Here is a 16,538-nt window from a genome sequence, read left to right on the forward strand (position 1 = left end):
GTTCTGTGATCAGCGGTGGTTATCGTGCCGATGGTGAGCGAGGCGGATGGCGAACTCATCGGCGGGCGATACCGGTTGATCGAGCCGGTCGGGGTCGGCGGTATGGGCCGGGTCTGGCGGGGCCGCGACGAGCTGCTGGATCGCGAGGTGGCGGTCAAGGAAATTCTGTTTCCGCAGGGTATGGACGCCGCCGAGCGGGAGGTGTTCGGTAAGCGGGCGATGCGTGAGGCGCGTTCGGCGGCCCGGCTGAATCATCCGGGCATCGTCACCGTGCATGACGTGATCACTCGTGACGAGGCTCCGGTGATCGTGATGGAGTTCGTCCGCGGTCTGTCGCTGGACCAGCGGATCAAGCGGCAGGGGCGGCTGGCCCCGGTCGAGGTGGCGCGGATCGGCGCGATGATGGTGGAGGCGCTGGGCGAGGCGCACGAGGCCGGGATCGTGCACCGGGACCTGAAGCCGGCCAACGTGCTGCTGTCGGGCAACCGGGTGGTCATCACCGACTTCGGGATCGCCAGTCTGGCCGGGGACGCCACGCTGACCACGTCGGGGGTGCTGATGGGGACTCCGGCGTTCATGGCGCCGGAGCAGGTCCACGGTCTGCCGGTCACCGCGGCGTGTGATCTGTGGTCGCTGGGGGCGACGCTGTACGCCGCGGTCGAGGGCCGCCCGCCGTACACCGGAGTGAGCATGGTGGCGATCCTGGCGGCCCTGCTGAGTCAGGAGCCCGCCCCGTCGGTGCACGCGGGCCCGCTGGCGCCGGTGCTGGCCGGACTGCTGCGCAAGGAGCCCGCCGAGCGGCTCAGCGCCGGCCGGGCCGCCCAGGCGCTCACCGCCCTCGCCCACCAGGCGTATCCGCACTCGTCCCCGGGCTCGTACCTGGATCCGGCCCTCCCGTCAGCGCCTTCCACCGACGGTCCCGGTGCGCTCGGTTCGGGCGAGCGGCGCCCGGGCGGCGGAACCGGCGGCCCGGGCAGCGGGCAGGAGACCTCTCCCGTCCCCGCCGCGGCGGTGGCGCCGGCCCCCGTCGCGGACCGGTCCCTGCCACGGCGCCGTGTCCTGCTCCTGGCCGGGCTCGGCGCCCTCACCGTCGTCGGCGTGCCGGTCGCGATCGCCCTCACCCGCGACTCCGATGCCGAACCGAGCACCACCTCCGCCACCCCGGGCACCACCCCCAGCCGCACACCGAGCGCCGCCTCCAGTCCCGGACTGATGACCACCTTCACCGACCACACCAAAGACGTCTGGTCGGTGGCCTTCAGCCCGGACGGCAGGACCGTCGCCACCGGCAGCGAGGACAACACGGTGCGGTTGTGGGACGTGGCCGATCGCAGAAACGTCGCGACCCTCACCGGCCACACCGAGGCCATCTACTCGATGGCCTTCAGCCCGGACGGCAAGCTCCTCGCCACCGGCAGCTACGACGACACGACGCGGTTGTGGGACGTGGCCGCTCGCAGCAGCGTCGCCACCCTCAGCGGTCACGCCGACCGCAAGGGCGCCGTCTTCTCGGTGGCCTTCAGCCCGGACGGCAGGACCCTCGCCATCGGCGGCAACGACACGGTGCGGTTGTGGGACGTGGCCGGTCGCCAACCCGTCGCCACCCTCACCGGCCGCGCCAAAAACGTCTGGTCGGTGGCTTTCAGCCCGGATGGCGGGCTCCTCGCCGCCGGTAGCGAGGATGCCACGACGCGGTTGTGGGACGTGGCAGGTCGTAAAACGGTCGCCACTCTCACCGGCCACACCGACGGCGTCTACTCGGTGGCCTTCAGCCCGGACGGCAAAACCCTCGCCACCGGCAGCGACGACGATACGGTGCGGTTGTGGGACGTGGCCGCTCGTAAAACGGTCGCCACCCTCACCGGCCACACCGACGGCGTCCGCTCGGTGGCCTTCAGCCCGGACGGCAGGACCCTCGCCACCGGCGGCGGCGACGATACGACGCGGTTGTGGGACGTGGCCGGTCGTAGAACCGTCACCACCCTCACCGGCCACACCGGCACCGTCCAGTCGATGGCCTTCAGCCCGGACGGGGCGATCCTCGTCACCGGCAGCAACGACAAGACCGTGAAGTTGTGGCGGACCCGTTGACCCGGCCATCGCCGGCAGCGGGCCGTTACGGCCGGAGAACCCGGCGGCGACTCGAGGAGACGCCTCTCCTTCCTGTCCCGCTCCGAGGCGGTCCGGCAACCCGGCTCTTCGACGTCAAGCGGGGCTGAGGCATCCACGGGCTCGTCGGGCGGACCGCGAGCGGGGCTTCGCGCACCGTGGCGGCGTCGCCGCGGTACGCACCCGGGCAGCGCGACGAGGAGGGACCGATCATTTGGGTCGGCCGCTGCGAACGGCCGCTCCAGGGCGGGCAAAGAGGTGCTAAAGCCATGCTCTAGCGTGATCACCATGAAGGCGGCTCGGTATCTGTGCTGGCTGGCCTGGGAGCAGAAGGGCCGGGTCGCGCTGGGCGCGACGCTGGGAACCCTCTGGATGGTGGGCCTGACGCTCCCGCCGTACCTGCTGTCCAGGGCGATCGACGACGACCTGGCGCTCGGCTGGGTGCTGGCGCTGCTCGGTGCGGGCCTGGTCAACGCCTGGCTGGCGATGTTGCGGCACCGCACGATGACCAAGATCCGGATGGACGCCAACTTCCGCACCGTGCGCGCCCTGGTCGAGCAGATCAACATGCTGGGCGCCGACCTGCCCAAGCGCGCTTCGACGGGCGACGTGGTGACGATCGGCATCGGCGACGTCATCGCCATCGCCGCCTCGCTGACGGTGACCGGCCCCGGCGTGGGCGCGGTGATCAGCTACGGCGTGGTGGCGGCACTGCTGCTGCAGGTCTCCGTGGTGCTGGCCGTGGTGGTGCTGCTGGGTGTGCCGCTGCTGGCGATCCTGCTCGGCCCGCTGCTCGGGCGGCTGATGAAGGTGCAGAACGGCTACCGCGAGAACCAGGGCAGGCTGACCACCCGCCTGGTCGACCTGATCGAGGGGCTGCGGGTGCTCAACGCCTTCGGCGGCAAGGGCACCTACGCCGAGCGGTACCGCGCCGACTCGGCGAGCCTGCGCGAGCAGGGCTACCGGGTGGCGTCGCTGACGAGCTGGATCGGCGCGCTGGGCACCGGATTGCCGGCGCTGTTCCTGGCCGCCGTCACCTGGCTGGGTGCCCGGCTGGCCGCCGAGGGAGCGATCACGGTGGGCGAGCTGGTCGGGGTGTACGGGTACATCGCCGTGCTGGTGGTGCCGGTCTCCGCCTTCATCGAGGGCAGCTTCCAGATCAGCAACGGCCTGGTCGCCGCCCGCCAGGTCACCCGCTTCCTCGCGCTGCGCGCCGAGGAGCGGCCCCGGCCCGCCGGGCCGGAGGTCGCGCTGGGGAGCCTGGTGGGGCTGGTCGGCGCCCGGCCCGAGGAGAGCGTGGCGCTGCTCGAAGGGCTGGGCGGGTTCGACGGCACCTCCCTGATCGCCGACCACGACGCCGCCCTGTTCGCGGGCACGCTGCGCGAGGTCCTCCAGGGCCGGGGCGAAGCGGACGACGAGGCCATCCACCGGGCCGTGCACGTCGCCGCGGCGCAGGACGTGGTCGCGGGGCTGCGCCACGGGCTCGACTCGATGATCGAACCCGGCGGCCGCAACCTGTCGGGCGGCCAGCGCCAGCGCGTGCGCCTGGCCCGGGCGCTGCTGGCCGAGCCCGAGGTGCTGCTGGCCGTGGAGCCCACCTCCGCACTGGACGCGCACACCGAGTCCCTCCTCGCGGGGCGGCTCCTTACGGCACGCGCCGGCCGTACGACGTTCGTGGCCACCACCTCGCCGCTGCTGCTCGCCCAGGCCGACCGGGTGCTGTTCATCGAGGACGGGCGGGTGGCCGCCTCCGGCACCCACCGCGAGTTGATGGAGTCCACCCCCGCCTACCGATCGGTGCTCGCATGAACCGCGACCTGCCCATCGCCGACCGCCGGCAGGTACGGCGGGCCGCCCTGCGCCTGGTCAGGCGCGACGTGCCGGGCTTCACCGCGACGCTGCTGCTCAACAGCCTCGCGGCGGCCGCAGCGCTGGTCAGCCCGTGGTTGCTGGGCCGCATCGTCGACTCCATCAGAGCCGGAGGCACGGTCGACCTGCTCGCCGCGATCGCCGTGGGCGCGGTACTGGCCCAGCTGATCCTGTCCAGGTACGCCGAGAAGATCGGCACCCGCTTCAGCGAGCGTGTCCAGGAACACATCCGCGCCGAACTCCTGGACCGCGTGCTGGCCCTGCCCGCCGCCACGGTCGAGCACATCCGCACCGGCGACCTGACCGCCCGTGGAACCACCGACGTGGCCGCCGTCGGCCGCACCCTGCGCGACGCCGCCCCCGCGATCCTCGTCTCGAGCCTGCAGGCGCTCTTCCTGATCGTCGCCGTCTTCCTGGTCGACCCGGTCCTGGGCGCCTGCGGCCTGCTCGCGCCGGCCGGCATCGCGGCCGCCTCCCGCTGGTATCTTCGCCGCGCCCGCCCCGCCTACCTGGAGGAAGGCGCCGCCCGCTCGGAGCTGGCCGAGCACCTGGCCGCCAACGCCGCGGGCGCCCGCACCATCGAGGCCCTGGGCCTGCAGGCCAAGCGCACGCGGGTGGTGGAACGGGTGATCGAGCGCAGCCGGGTCGCCCAGCTGCGGACCCTCTTCCTGCGCAGCGTGCTCTGGCCCTCGGTGGAGGTCTCCTCGCTCCTGCCGCCCGTGCTGGTACTGCTGCTCGGCGGGGTGCTTCTGGACCGCGGCCAGGTCACGCTGGGCGCGGTCGTCACCTGCGTGCTCTACCTGCGCCAGCTCGGCCAGCCGATCGAGACGATCCTGATCTGGCTGGAGCAGCTGCAGAGCAGCGGCGCCTCCTTCGCCAGGATCGAGGGCCTCGCGACACCGGCGCGGGAGGAGGTCGCCGCCGCGGCGCCGCAGGGGGACCGCATCGAGGCGCGCGGCGTGCACTTCGCCTACGAAGGCGGCGACGACGTGGTGACCGGCGTCGATCTGACCGTACGGCCCGGCGAGCGCCTGGCCGTCGTCGGCCCCTCGGGAGCCGGCAAGTCCACCCTGGGCAAGCTGCTGGCCGGCATCGACCACCCCCGCCTGGGCACGGTCACCGTCGGCTCGGTGCCCGTCGCCGACCTCTCTCCCGCCCAACTCCGCGAGCACCTCGTCCTGGTCACCCAGGAACAGCACCTGTTCCTCGGCACCGTCCGCGACAACCTGCTGCTGGCGGATCCGACGGCCGGCGACGACCGCCTGGCCAAGGCGCTGGCGGCGGTCGGCGCCGACTGGGTCGCCTCGCTCGACGACGAGCTGGGCTCCCAGTCGTCCGGCGCCACCCTCGGCCCGGACCGGGTCCAGCAGCTCGCCCTGGCCAGGGTCATCCTGGCCGACCCGCACACCGTCATCCTCGACGAGGCCACCGCCATGCTCGACCCCCGTACGGCCAGGCGCGCCGAACGCTCGCTCGCCGCCGTCCTGGAGGGGCGGACCGTCATCGCGATCGCCCACCGCCTGCACACGGCCCGCGACGCCGACCGGGTGGTGGTCATGGACGACGGCCGGGTGGTGGAGGTCGGAGCCCACGACGAGCTGGTCGCGGCGGGCGGGGTGTACGAGGCGCTGTGGAGGTCGTGGCACGGCTCGCGGAGTGTCGGCGCCGAACACGATTCTCCGCCGAGCTGACCGGTTGAACCGGGAGACGATCGGACCTCGGCTCAGATCGCGGAGCGGTTCTTGAGCGCGGCGAATAGCACTGCCGGGTGGCAGGTAGCATGCGAATGTCCGGAAAGCGGCGGTGAGGCTTTCCGTGAACATCGAGATCCGCGCCGGAGCGTAACCCTCCAGGCTCCTCAAACAATCAAGAGACGATCAGCGGCAGCCGGTTTTCATCGCTACGGCCAGCTTTATCGCGTCGCTTTTCCATATAAAAAATGCGCACCCGAGCCACCTGGGCGACGAGAACCATCAGCCGGTTTCTCGCGGTTGACCTCGCCTCGGACAAGAATGACCTGCGGACTGCGGCCCATCTGTCAAGGCATTCCATCACATGTCACGGCCTGTGGCCGTGGGCATGCGATGCGCGCTGCGAGTTTTCGCACGGTGAGCAGAGCAATCAATGTCCTGCTCCGCGGCGAGATCGTCTTACTCACATAAACGCCACATCTCACAGGCGGCATCCAGGGGAGCCGCGAGTTATGGCGTCTGCCACTCAAGAGCAGATGAATCCTCCAATCATTCAGAGCGAAGGACAGAAAATATGGGACGCGCTCACCTCATCGTCACGCCCCTTGTCATGGGCCTCCTCGTGACGGGCTTCGCCGCCCCCGGGCAACGGCCGCCCCCGGAGTCTGCGACCCGGGCCCCCACGGCTTCTCTCCAGACGTACTACAGCCAGCGGCTGGCCTGGTCCGGCTGCCGCGACGGCTTCCAGTGCACGAAGCTGACCGTGCCGCTCGACTACGCCCAGCCCACCGGAGAGAAGATAAAGATCGGCATGATCCGTCTTCCGGCACGCGGCAAGCGGATCGGCTCGATCGTCATCAACCCCGGTGGTCCCGGCGGCTCCGGCATCGACTACGCCAGGGCGGCCACATCCGTTCTGTCGTCGGATGTCCGATCGCGGTTCGACGTCGTCGGCTTCGATCCGAGGGGTGTGGGCGCCTCGGCCCCCGTACGGTGCCTCACCGGCCCGCAACTCGACCAGTACCTCAGCCTGGACGCGACCCCGGACTCACCCGCCGAGACCAAGGCCCTGGAGCAGGGAGGGCAGAAGTTCGCCGCGGCGTGCGAGGCCAGGTCGGCGAAACTCCTTCCCCATGTCGGCACGGCCGACGCCGCTCGTGACATGGACGTGATGAGGGCGGCTCTCGGGGACTCCGGGCTGACCTACCTGGGGAAGTCGTACGGCACCTACCTGGGCGCCGTGTACGCGAACCTGTTCCCCAAGAAAGTGCGCGCCCTGGTCCTCGACGGCGCCATCGATCCCACGCTGTCCCTGCTCCAATTGAACGGAGCCCAGGCACGCAGCTTCGAGGTGGCCTTCAGGTCCTTCCTCGGCGACTGCTTCCAGCGCACGAACTGCCCGTTCACGAGTCATCAGAAGGACGAGGCCTTCAACCAGCTCACCGACCTGCTGCACCGGGCCGACAAGACTCCGCTGCGCAACACCCTCGACAGCCGGAAGATCAACGAATCCATGGTCGTGACCGGCGTCCTGGCCCCCCTCTACGACCGCACGGAATGGCCCGGCCTGCGACGGGCCCTCGCCGCGGCCTTCAAGGGCAACGGCACGAGCATTCTGCAGATAGCCGACATGTACAACGAGCGGTATCCCAACGGCACCTACGCCAACGAGACCGACGCCAACGTCGCCATCAACTGCCTTGACCATTCCTACCCGAAGACGGTTTCGGGCTACGAGGAGGAGTCCCGCAAGGAGATGACCGGGGCCCCGCACTTCGGCGCCTACGTCGCGGGAGGCTCCCCGACATGCGCCTACTGGCCGGTCAAGACCACGGCCACCGACAAGCCGCTTCGCGCGGAAGGCGCTCCTCCCATCGTGGTCGTGGGCACCACGCGTGATCCCGCCACGCCGTACGCGTGGGCCCAGGCCCTGGCGTCCCAGCTGTCCTCGGGCAGGTTGATCAGCTACGACGGAGACGGTCACACGGCCTACCGGATGGGCTCCTCATGTGTCGACCAGCTGGTCGATCGCTATCTGATCTCCCGCACGGCCCCACAGGCCGGCGCTCGCTGCCCCGAGGTCGCATCGACGGAGCGATGATCTGGGGGCCGTCGAACGGCTGGAGCCACGGGGCGTCAACGGGAGCCGCCCCGAGGCCCGCGTCCGCCGCGGACATGGCTGATCACCGCCTCAACGTGCCGGTAGGGCGCGAATCGGCGGCGGGACGACCAGGGCCCGGACGCCTCGGCTGAGCCGCGGGGCGTCGACGGGAGCCAACCCGCCCACCCGCCCCGGCCGGTGGGCGGGTTGTTCTCCGCGGGGTGTCAGGGGCCGGTCGCGGGCCAGATGCCCGCGCGGCCGAGCTGGGCGGGCAACCGCTCTCCCAGCTCGGCCTCGATGAGGGCCGCGGCGGCGAGCACGCCGGGCAGGTCGGCGCCGGTCGTCACCCCCGAGCGGTGCAGCAGGTAGAGCAGGTCCTCGGTGGCGATGTTGCCGGTCGCGGCGGGGGCGAAGGGGCAGCCGCCGATGCCGCCGGCGCTGGCGTCCAGGGCGGCGGCGCCCGCTTCCAGGGCGGCGAGGGCGTTGGCGTAGCCGGTGTTGCGGGTGTTGTGGAAGTGGAACCGCAGGGGGCGAGCCGAGACCTCGCCGACCGCCTCCACCAGGCGGCGCACGTCGGACGGGACGCCGACGCCGATGGTGTCGGCCAGCGCGACCTCCTGCGCCTCCGGGCACCGCCGTACCAGCTCGGCGACCCGCGCGGGGTCGACCTCGCCCTCGAACGGGCAGCCGAAGCTCGCGCCCACGGTCAGCGTCACCCCGAGCCCGGCCTCGCGCGCGCGGCCCGCGATCACGCCGAAGCCGCGGACCGCGTCGTCGACCGACATGCCCTGATTGCGTTGGGAGAAGGTCTCGGTGGCGACCACGACGACGTTCACCTCGTCCATCCCGGCTTTCAACGCCCGGTCCAGGCCGCGCTCGTTGAGCACCAGCCCGGCGTAACGGACCCCGGAGACGCGGGGCACCCGCGCCATGACCTCCTCGGCGTCCGCCATCTGCGGCACCCGTACCGGATGCACGAAGCTGACGGCCTCGATCCGCCTCAGGCCCGCGGCGACCAGCGCCTCGACATAGGCCACCTTCGCGGCGGTGGGCACGATCACCGACTCGTTCTGCAGGCCGTCACGCGGACCGACCTCGACCACCTCGATATTCATGGATTGTATGCAACCCCTTGTCATAAGCCGGGCATATCCCCATCATGGTGACATCTCGCTCGGAGGAATGTACACATGTCGGTGGTTGATGATGTTCGTAGCCTGATCCTCGGGGGCCAGTACGCCCCCGGTGACCGGCTCGGCGAGGTCGAGCTGGCCGAGGCGCTCGGCGTCAGCCGGACCCCGGTCCGCGACGCGCTGCGGCGGCTGCAGTCCGAGGGGCTCGTCGACATCACGGCCAACAAGGGCGCCCGGGTCGTGGAGTACCCCCGGCAGGACCTGGAGACGATCTTCGAGCTGCGGGCCAGGATCGAGGGGCTCGCCGCCCGCCAGGCGACGGCCCTCGCGACGCCGCAGGACGCCGACGCCCTTCACGAGGTCGCCGTCGCCATAAGGGAGCACGCCGCGCGGGGTGACCAGGACGCGGTCTACCGGCTCAACGCCGAGTTCCACCAGTCCCTGGTACGGCTCGGCTCCAGCGCGGTGCTCGCCCAGTCGATCAGCTCACTGATCCACTCGGCCGTGCTGCTGCGCACGTACAGCTCCTTCGACGAGGAGGCCATGCGGCGCAGCGTCAACCACCACATCGAGATCGCGGCAGCCATACGGGCCGGGGACCCGGAATGGGCGGAGGCCGTCATGCGCGCCCACCTGTTCTCGGCCAGGGCGTCACTGCTGGGTCCCCGTCGACAGGAGAACGAATGAGAGGCCTTCCGCTCGCCGACGTGCGCGTCGTCGAGCTCGGCCAGCTGCTGGCCGGACCGTTCTGCGGGCAGCTGCTCGGCGACTTCGGCGCCGAGGTGATCAAGGTCGAGGATCCGGGGCGAGGCGACCCGATGCGGCAGTGGGGCCGGGAGAAGCCGTACGGCAAGTCGCTGTGGTGGCCGGTCGTGGCGCGCAACAAGAAGTCGGTGACGTGCGACCTGCGCACCCCCCGGGGCCAGGAGCTGGTCCGCGGTCTGATCGCGAAGGCGGACGTGCTGCTGGAGAACTTCCGGCCCGGCACCCTGGAGCGCTGGGGAATGTCCCCCGAGGAGCTGTACGCGATCAACCCCCGGCTGGTCATCACCCGGGTCACCGGGTACGGCCAGACGGGACCGTACGCGCCGCAGGCCGGGTACGGCTCGATCGGCGAGGCCATGGGCGGCATCCGCTACGTCACCGGCGACCCCGACCGGCCGCCGTCGCGCGCGGGGATCTCGCTCGGCGACTCCCTCGCCGCCATGCACGCCTGCATCGGCACCCTGGTCGCGCTGCACGAGCGCGACCGCAGCGGGCAGGGCCAGGTCGTCGACTCGGCGATCTACGAGGCCGTGCTCGCGATGATGGAGTCGATGCTGCCGGAGTGGCAGCAGGCCTCCTACCAGCGCGAGCGCACCGGCTCCGTGCTGCCCAACGTCTCGCCGAGCAACGTCTACCCCACCAAGGACGGCGACTCCATCCTCATCGCCGCCAACCAGGACAGCGTGTTCCGCCGGCTGGCCGCGGTGATGGGCGCGGACGAGCTGGCCGAGGACCCCCGCTACGCCACGCACGGCGCGCGCGGCGAGCACATGGCCGAGCTCGACGAGATGATCGCCGCCTGGACGGCGGGATTCTCCGCCGAGAAACTGCTCACGCTGCTCAATGAGAGCGGTGTCCCCGCCGGGCGCATCTACCGGGCCAAGGACATGTTCGACGACCCCCACTTCGCGGCGCGCGAGGCGATCGTGCGCGTTCCCCACCCGGAGTTCGGCGAGTTGGCGATGCAGAACGTCGTGCCCAAGCTGTCGGCGACCCCCGGCAGCGTGCGCGCCGTCGGACCCGAGCTCGGCCGGCACAACGACGAGGTCTACCGAGGTCTGCTCGGCCTGAGCACCGAGGAGATCGCCGCTCTCGCGGCCGACGGCGTCATCTGACACCCGCGACCACGACCCGTACGAACCCCGCCGGGGGTCGTCCGACACCCGGACCCACAACTCATACGAACCCTGACGGCCGACGGCGTCGTCCGTCATCCGAAGCCGCAGTCCCGACGAATCCTGACGGCAGAGGGCGTCATCCGAAGCCGCAGTCCCGACGAATCCTGACGGCAGAGGGCGTCATCCGAAGCCGCAGTCCCGACGAACCCTGACGGCAGAGGGCGTCATCCGACACCCGAAGCCATGACCCGCACCACCCCCGCACGAAGGACTCTGACCTGAACAAAGGGCTCTGAAAGGAGCACCGCCATGCGTTACCGGCTAGGGGTGGACGTCGGAGGGACGTTCACCGACATCCTCCTGATCGACCAGGATTCGGGGCGTACCTTCCGCGCCAAGACCCCCTCCACCCCCCACGACCAGTCCGTCGGCGTCCTGGCCGGAATCGAGAAGGCGTGCGCCGAGGCCGGGATCTCGCTGGCGGAGATCGGCCAGGTGCTGCACGGCACCACCGTCGCGACCAACGCGATCCTGGAGGGCAAGGGCGCCCGGGTCGGACTGGTCACCACCGCCGGGTTCCGGCAGGTGCTGCAGATCGCCCGGTCCTTCGTGCCGGGAGGCCTGGCCGGCTGGATCATCTGGCCCAAGCCCGAACCGCTGGCCGCCCTGGAGGACACCGTCGAGGCGGTCGAGCGGGTCGCCGCCGACGGCTCGGTCGTCACCGCGCTCGACGAGGAGTCCCTGCGGGTCTCCCTGCGCCGGCTGAAGGGCGTCGAGGCCCTGGCGGTCTCACTGATCAACTCCTACGCGTTCGACGGTCACGAGCGACGGGTCGCCGAGATCGCCGCCGAGGAGCTGCCGGGTGTGCCGATCTCGATCTCCTCGGAGGTCCTGCCGGAGATGCGCGAGTACGAGCGGACGATCACCACGGTCGTCAACTCCTACGTCCAGCCCCAGGTCGCCCGCTACATGGACAACCTCGCCACGAAGATCGCCGGTGGCGGCGTCGACGGCAACCTCTACGTCCTGCGCAGCGACGGAGGCCTCGCCTCGGCCGCCGCGGCCGCGGCCGCCCCGGTGAACCTGCTGCTGTCCGGACCGGCCGGCGGCGTCGCGGGCGCCACCTGGGTCGCCGAACAGGCCGGCTTCCCCGACTTCCTCACCTTCGACATGGGCGGCACCTCCACCGACGTCGCCCTCGTGCAGAACCTGCAGCCGCGTACCGGCCGTGAGACCAAGGTCGGCGACCTGGCGGTCCGGTCGGCCTCGGTGGACGTGCGCACCGTCGGCGCGGGCGGCGGATCGATCGCGCACGTGCCCGAGCTGACCCGCGCGCTGCGCGTCGGCCCGCAGTCCGCCGGCGCCGTTCCCGGACCCGCGGCGTACGACAGGGGCGGCGAGGATCCGACCGTCACCGACGCCAACGTGGTCCTCGGCTACCTGCCGGCCCAGCTGGCCGGCGGCGAGATCGTGCTGGACCGCGAACGCGCGCACCAGGCCGTACAGCGGATCGCCGACGCGATGGGCCTGCCGTCCGCCGAGGCCGCCGCCCAGGGCATCGTCGACATCGTCAACGAGAACATGTTCGGCGCGCTGCGCCTGGTCTCGGTGCAGCAGGGCTTCGACCCCCGAGACTTCGCGCTCGTCGCCTTCGGCGGCGCCGGCCCGCTGCACGCCAACGCGCTCGGCAGGCTCACCGGCTCGTGGCCGGTCATCATCCCGCCGTCACCCGGCGTGCTCTGCGCGTACGGCGACGCCACCACCTCCCTGCGCGACGAGGCCGCCCGCACCCACATCCGCCGCTTCTCCCGGCTCACCGACGCCGAGCTGGCCGACCTGCTCGCCGAGCTCGCCGAGACGGCGGCCGCGACCCTGGAGGCCGAGGGCATCGACCGGGACGCGCAGACCGTGACCTACCAGGTCGACGTCCGCTACCACGGCCAGGGCTTCGAGATCCCGATCACCCTGGAGCCGGGAACCGGGCTCGACGCGCTCGGCAAGGCCTTCGACGCCGAGCACGAACGGCTCTTCTCCTTCCTGCTCGGAAACGAGCACGAGCTGGTCAGCGCCCGCGCCGCGGTCAGCGGCCCGCGCCCCAACGTCCAGCCGGCGGCGCTGGCCGAGGGCACCGGGGACGCCTCGGCCGCCGTCACCGGCACCCACAAGGTCTGGGTCGAGGGCGGCTGGGCCGAGACCTCCGTCTACGACCGGTCGAAACTGCTGGCCGGCAACATCGTCCAGGGTCCGGCGATCGTCGTCGAGATGGACTCCACCACCCTTGTCCTGCCCGGCCACGCCGCCTTCGCGCACGAGAGCGGCTGCCTGCTCATCAGTCCCGTGGAGGCGTGATGGCTCAGATCATCGAGACCGCGACGGCACCGCTCACCCCGGTGGACGTCGACCCGATCACCATCGACATCATCGAGAACGCGCTGCGCAACGCCCGCTACGAGATGGACGAGGTGCTGTTCCGCACCGCCCTCTCGCCCGGCATCCGCGAGCAGCACGACGAGTTCCCGCTGATCGGCGACCCCTCCGGGCGGATGGTCGTCGGCCAGTTCGGCCTGTCGATCCCGGCGCTGCTCGACGGCTTCGAGGGAACGATCGAGGAGGGCGACGTGCTGCTCACCTCGGACCCCTACTCCTGCGACGGCGCGATCAGCCACGCCAACGACTGGCTGGTCGTCATGCCCATCTACGTGGCGGGGCGGGTCGTGGGCTGGGCGTCGATGTTCGGCCACATGTCCGACGTCGGCGGCAAGACCCCCTGCTCGATGCCCACCGACGCGCGCACCATCTTCGAGGAGGGCGTGGTCATCCCGCCCTTCAAGCTCTACTCCAAGGGCGTGCTCAACGAGGACGCGCTGCGCATCATCCTCAACCAGGTCCGCCAGCCCGACTGGAACCGCGCCGACCTCAACGGCATCATCGCCGCCTGCCGTACGGCGTCGCGGCGGATCCAGGAGCTGTGCGCCCGGTTCGGCGCCGACACCTACACCTCGGCACTCGACGCCCTGCTCCAGCGCAACTACGACGCGATGAAGACGCTGCTGTCGATGCTGTTCGAGGACGGCGAGACGCTCACCTTCGCCGACTACATCTGCGACGACGGCGTCGGCTACGGCCCGTACAAGCTGGTGCTCTCGCTGACCCGCACCGGGGACAAGGTGCTGCTGGACTTCTCGGGCAGCGACCCGCAGGCCCAGGGACCCATCAACTACTACATCAACGAGAACCTCGCCCGGATGTTCTTCGGCATCTACCTGATCACGGTGGCCGACCCGCAGATCCTCTGGAACGACGGTTTCTACCCCCTGGTCGACGTGCACATCCCGGAGAAGTCGTTCTGGAAGCCGGAGTATCCCGCCGCGCTGAACGCCCGCAACCACGGCATCGGCCGCATCTTCGACCTGTTCGGCGGGCTGCTCGGGCAGAAGACCCCCGACCTGCTCAACGCGGCCGGCTTCTCCTCCTCCCCGCACTTCATGTACTCGGGGAACCGCTCCGACACGGGGGAGTGGTTCCAGCTCTACTCCATCGGCTTCGGCGGCATCCCCGGCCGCCCGATCGGCGACGGACCCGACGGGCACTCGCTGTGGCCCTCGTTCACGAACATTCCCTGCGAGTTCCTCGAGTCGTACTACCCGATGCGCATCGAGCGCTGGGAGACCGTCGCCGACACCGGCGGCGCCGGGCTGCACCGCGGCGGCAACGGTGTGGACGTGGCCTACCGGTTCCTGGAGCCCGGAACGATCGCCATCCACGACGACCGCTGGCTCACCTATCCCTGGGGCGTCAACGCCGGCGAGCCGGGCGCGCGCGGACGCAAGTGGATCGAGCGGGCCGACGGCCGGGTGGAGACGCTGCCCAGCAAGATCCACGATGTGCCGGTCAGGCCCGGCGACCTGCTGCACTTCGTCACCTGGGGCGGGGGCGGGTGGGGCGACCCGCTGGAGCGCGACCCGGCCCTGGTCGGCCTGGAGGTACGGCGCGGCCTGGTGACCGCCGAGGGCGCCGCGACCTACGGGGTCGTGTGTGATCAGGACGGCACCGTGGACACCGGCGCCACCGCGGAACTGCGCGAGCGGCTGCGCGCGACCCGGCCGGAGCCGTCGGTGTTCAACATGGGACCTCCGATGGAGGAGATCCTCGCCCGCTGCGAGGAGGAGACCGGCCTGCCGGCCCCGAAGCCGCCGGTCCGGGTGTGATCAGGGACCACGAGGAGGTGTTCGGGCGCACCCTGCCGTTCGGGGAGCGCCCGGCACTCGTCCTCATCGACCTGATGCGCGCCTACTTCGAGCCGGGCGCCGAGCTGTACATGGGCTCGCGCGACTGCCTGGACGCGGCGGCCCGCGTCCTTCTCGCGGCCCGCGACGCCGGCGTCCCCGTCATCCACACACGCGTCGCCTACGGTCCCGGCGGCGTCGACGGCGGCCTGTTCTTCCGCAAGGTCGCCCCGCTGCGTCACCTGGTGGGCGACGGCCCGCTCGGCGCCCTGATGCCCGAGGTGACCCCGCTGCCCGGCGAGCTGGTGATCGTCAAGCAGTACGCCAGCGCCTTCTTCGGCACCAGCCTGGCCTCCACCCTCACGGCCCTGGGCGTCGACACCCTGATCGTCACCGGTGTCTCCACCAGCGGGTGCGTCCGGGCCACCGCCGTCGACGCCGTCCAGCACGGCTTCGTGCCCGTCGTCGTCCGCCAGGCCGTCGGCGATCGCGACCCCGGGCCGCACGAGGCGAACCTGTTCGACATCCAGGCCAAGTACGGAGAGGTCTGGGACGACACCGAGGTGATCGCCCGGCTGGCGGGGTGGGTCTGAGGGTTCTCACGGCATGACTCGACGACCGTAGAACTTGACGTTCACATCACGTGCAAGCCGCCGGCTTGCACGTGATGCCCGCGGCACAGCACGGCCGCGGCGTCGTCATCGCCCGCCCACGGCTCGGGGAGCCGGACGGGCATCGCTTGGTGTTCGGCAATGCCGAACGCGCGGTACGGTAGCGGCGTGGGAGAGACGATTCAATCCGTCGAGCGCGCCGCGGCCATCCTGCGGCTACTCGCTTCCGGTTCGCGCCAGCTCGGCGTGGCCGAGCTGGCCACGGCGATGGGGCTGCCGAAGGGGACGCTGCACGGGATCCTGCGCACGCTGGTGCACGTGGGTTTCGTCGAGCAGGACCGGGCCAGCGGCAAGTACCGGCTGGGCGCCACGCTGCTCGCCCTGGGCGGCAGTTACCTTGACCTCAACGAGCTGCGGGCACGTTCGCTGAACTGGGCCGACGGCCTGGCCGGCAGGAGCCGGGAGAGCGTGTGGATCGGCACCCTGCACGAGGGCCAGGTGCTCGTCATCCATCACGGGTTCCGGCCCGACGACAGCATGCAGGTGCTGCAGGTCGGCGCGCACCTGCCGGCGCACGCCACCGCGCTCGGCAAGGTGCTGCTCGCCGCCGATCCCTACATCGACCCCGCGCGGCCTCTCGCCGCCTGCACCCCGCGCACCCTCACCGAAGTCGCCGCCCTGGAGGTCGAGCTCGACCTGGTGCGCACCCAGGGCTGGGCCTGTGACCTGGAGGAACTGGAGGAGGGCGAGGTGTCCATCGCCGCGCCGATCAAGGACCACGGCGTGGTGGTCGGCGCGATCGGCATCCGTGGCGCCATCGAGCGGCTCACCGAGGACGGCGAGCCGCAGATGGTGCTGGTCTCCTACGTGCGCGACGCGGCCCGCGCGATCAGCCGCGACCTGGCCCGCTGAGCG

At 71.1% G+C, this 16,538-nt stretch carries 11 protein-coding genes; 10 read left to right on the forward strand and 1 reads right to left on the reverse strand.

Annotation, left to right across the window (positions count from 1 at the left end):
- Positions 1–15: 15 nt before the first annotated feature.
- The 4 genes from DKM19_RS09825 (at position 16) to DKM19_RS09840 (ending at position 7,770) form a co-directional block, all read left to right on the forward strand.
- The gene (locus DKM19_RS09825; RefSeq protein WP_162641387.1) at positions 16–2,091 is read left to right on the forward strand and encodes a WD40 repeat domain-containing serine/threonine protein kinase; all 2,076 of its coding nucleotides are present in this window, start codon (positions 16–18) and stop codon (positions 2,089–2,091) included.
- A 306-nt stretch (positions 2,092–2,397) separates the two neighbouring features.
- A complete protein-coding gene (locus tag DKM19_RS09830) occupies positions 2,398–3,918 on the forward strand; it encodes an ABC transporter ATP-binding protein (protein WP_204358729.1) in 1,521 nt (506 codons plus the stop codon).
- The gene (locus tag DKM19_RS09835; RefSeq protein WP_110695428.1) at positions 3,915–5,669 is read left to right on the forward strand and encodes an ABC transporter ATP-binding protein; all 1,755 of its coding nucleotides are present in this window, start codon (positions 3,915–3,917) and stop codon (positions 5,667–5,669) included. Before DKM19_RS09830 ends, DKM19_RS09835 begins: the two co-directional genes overlap by 4 nt.
- Positions 5,670–6,243: 574 nt before the next feature.
- A complete protein-coding gene (locus tag DKM19_RS09840; RefSeq protein ID WP_239514176.1) occupies positions 6,244–7,770 on the forward strand; it encodes an alpha/beta hydrolase in 1,527 nt (508 codons plus the stop codon).
- A gap of 224 nt (positions 7,771–7,994) precedes the next feature.
- On the opposite strand, the gene DKM19_RS09845 is transcribed toward DKM19_RS09840, so the two are convergent.
- The gene (locus tag DKM19_RS09845) at positions 7,995–8,885 is read right to left on the reverse strand and encodes a hydroxymethylglutaryl-CoA lyase (protein WP_110695429.1); all 891 of its coding nucleotides are present in this window, start codon (positions 8,883–8,885) and stop codon (positions 7,995–7,997) included.
- A 75-nt stretch (positions 8,886–8,960) separates the two neighbouring features.
- Between DKM19_RS09845 and DKM19_RS09850 the strand changes: the two genes are divergently transcribed.
- The 6 genes from DKM19_RS09850 (at position 8,961) to DKM19_RS09875 (ending at position 16,535) form a co-directional block, all read left to right on the forward strand.
- Positions 8,961–9,590, forward strand: a complete 630-nt coding sequence (locus DKM19_RS09850) for a GntR family transcriptional regulator (protein WP_110695430.1) — start codon at positions 8,961–8,963, stop codon at positions 9,588–9,590.
- Positions 9,587–10,783, forward strand: coding sequence for a CaiB/BaiF CoA-transferase family protein (locus DKM19_RS09855; protein ID WP_110695431.1), 1,197 nt, complete (start codon positions 9,587–9,589; stop codon positions 10,781–10,783). The genes DKM19_RS09850 and DKM19_RS09855 overlap by 4 nt, the downstream gene beginning before the upstream one ends.
- Before the next feature lie 312 nt (positions 10,784–11,095).
- Entirely contained in the window at positions 11,096–13,135 is a 2,040-nt protein-coding gene (locus DKM19_RS09860) for a hydantoinase/oxoprolinase family protein (protein WP_110695432.1), read from the forward strand.
- On the forward strand, positions 13,135–14,994 hold the full coding sequence (locus DKM19_RS09865; protein WP_110695433.1) for a hydantoinase B/oxoprolinase family protein: 1,860 nt from the start codon (positions 13,135–13,137) through the stop codon (positions 14,992–14,994). The genes DKM19_RS09860 and DKM19_RS09865 overlap by 1 nt, the downstream gene beginning before the upstream one ends.
- Entirely contained in the window at positions 14,991–15,605 is a 615-nt protein-coding gene (locus DKM19_RS09870; protein ID WP_110695434.1) for an isochorismatase family protein, read from the forward strand. Before DKM19_RS09865 ends, DKM19_RS09870 begins: the two co-directional genes overlap by 4 nt.
- 186 nt (positions 15,606–15,791) lie before the next feature.
- Positions 15,792–16,535, forward strand: coding sequence for an IclR family transcriptional regulator (locus tag DKM19_RS09875; RefSeq protein ID WP_110705605.1), 744 nt, complete (start codon positions 15,792–15,794; stop codon positions 16,533–16,535).
- Positions 16,536–16,538 lie beyond the last annotated feature (3 nt).

Origin of the sequence: Streptosporangium sp. 'caverna', assembly GCF_003203775.1 — a bacterium.
Lineage (GTDB): Bacteria > Actinomycetota > Actinomycetes > Streptosporangiales > Streptosporangiaceae > Streptosporangium > Streptosporangium subroseum.

Excerpts from the sequence above, each read along its gene's own strand:
- DKM19_RS09850 (WP_110695430.1), top strand. The coding sequence starts at position 8,961 with ATGTCGGTGGTTGATGATGTTCGTAGCCTGATCCTCGGGGGCCAGTAC.
- DKM19_RS09830 (WP_204358729.1), top strand. The coding sequence starts at position 2,398 with ATGAAGGCGGCTCGGTATCTGTGCTGGCTGGCCTGGGAGCAGAAGGGC.
- DKM19_RS09860 (WP_110695432.1), top strand. The coding sequence starts at position 11,096 with ATGCGTTACCGGCTAGGGGTGGACGTCGGAGGGACGTTCACCGACATC.
- DKM19_RS09855 (WP_110695431.1), top strand. The coding sequence starts at position 9,587 with ATGAGAGGCCTTCCGCTCGCCGACGTGCGCGTCGTCGAGCTCGGCCAG.
- DKM19_RS09845 (WP_110695429.1), bottom strand. The coding sequence starts at position 8,885 with ATGAATATCGAGGTGGTCGAGGTCGGTCCGCGTGACGGCCTGCAGAAC.
- DKM19_RS09835 (WP_110695428.1), top strand. The coding sequence starts at position 3,915 with ATGAACCGCGACCTGCCCATCGCCGACCGCCGGCAGGTACGGCGGGCC.
- DKM19_RS09840 (WP_239514176.1), top strand. The coding sequence starts at position 6,244 with ATGGGACGCGCTCACCTCATCGTCACGCCCCTTGTCATGGGCCTCCTC.
- DKM19_RS09865 (WP_110695433.1), top strand. The coding sequence starts at position 13,135 with ATGGCTCAGATCATCGAGACCGCGACGGCACCGCTCACCCCGGTGGAC.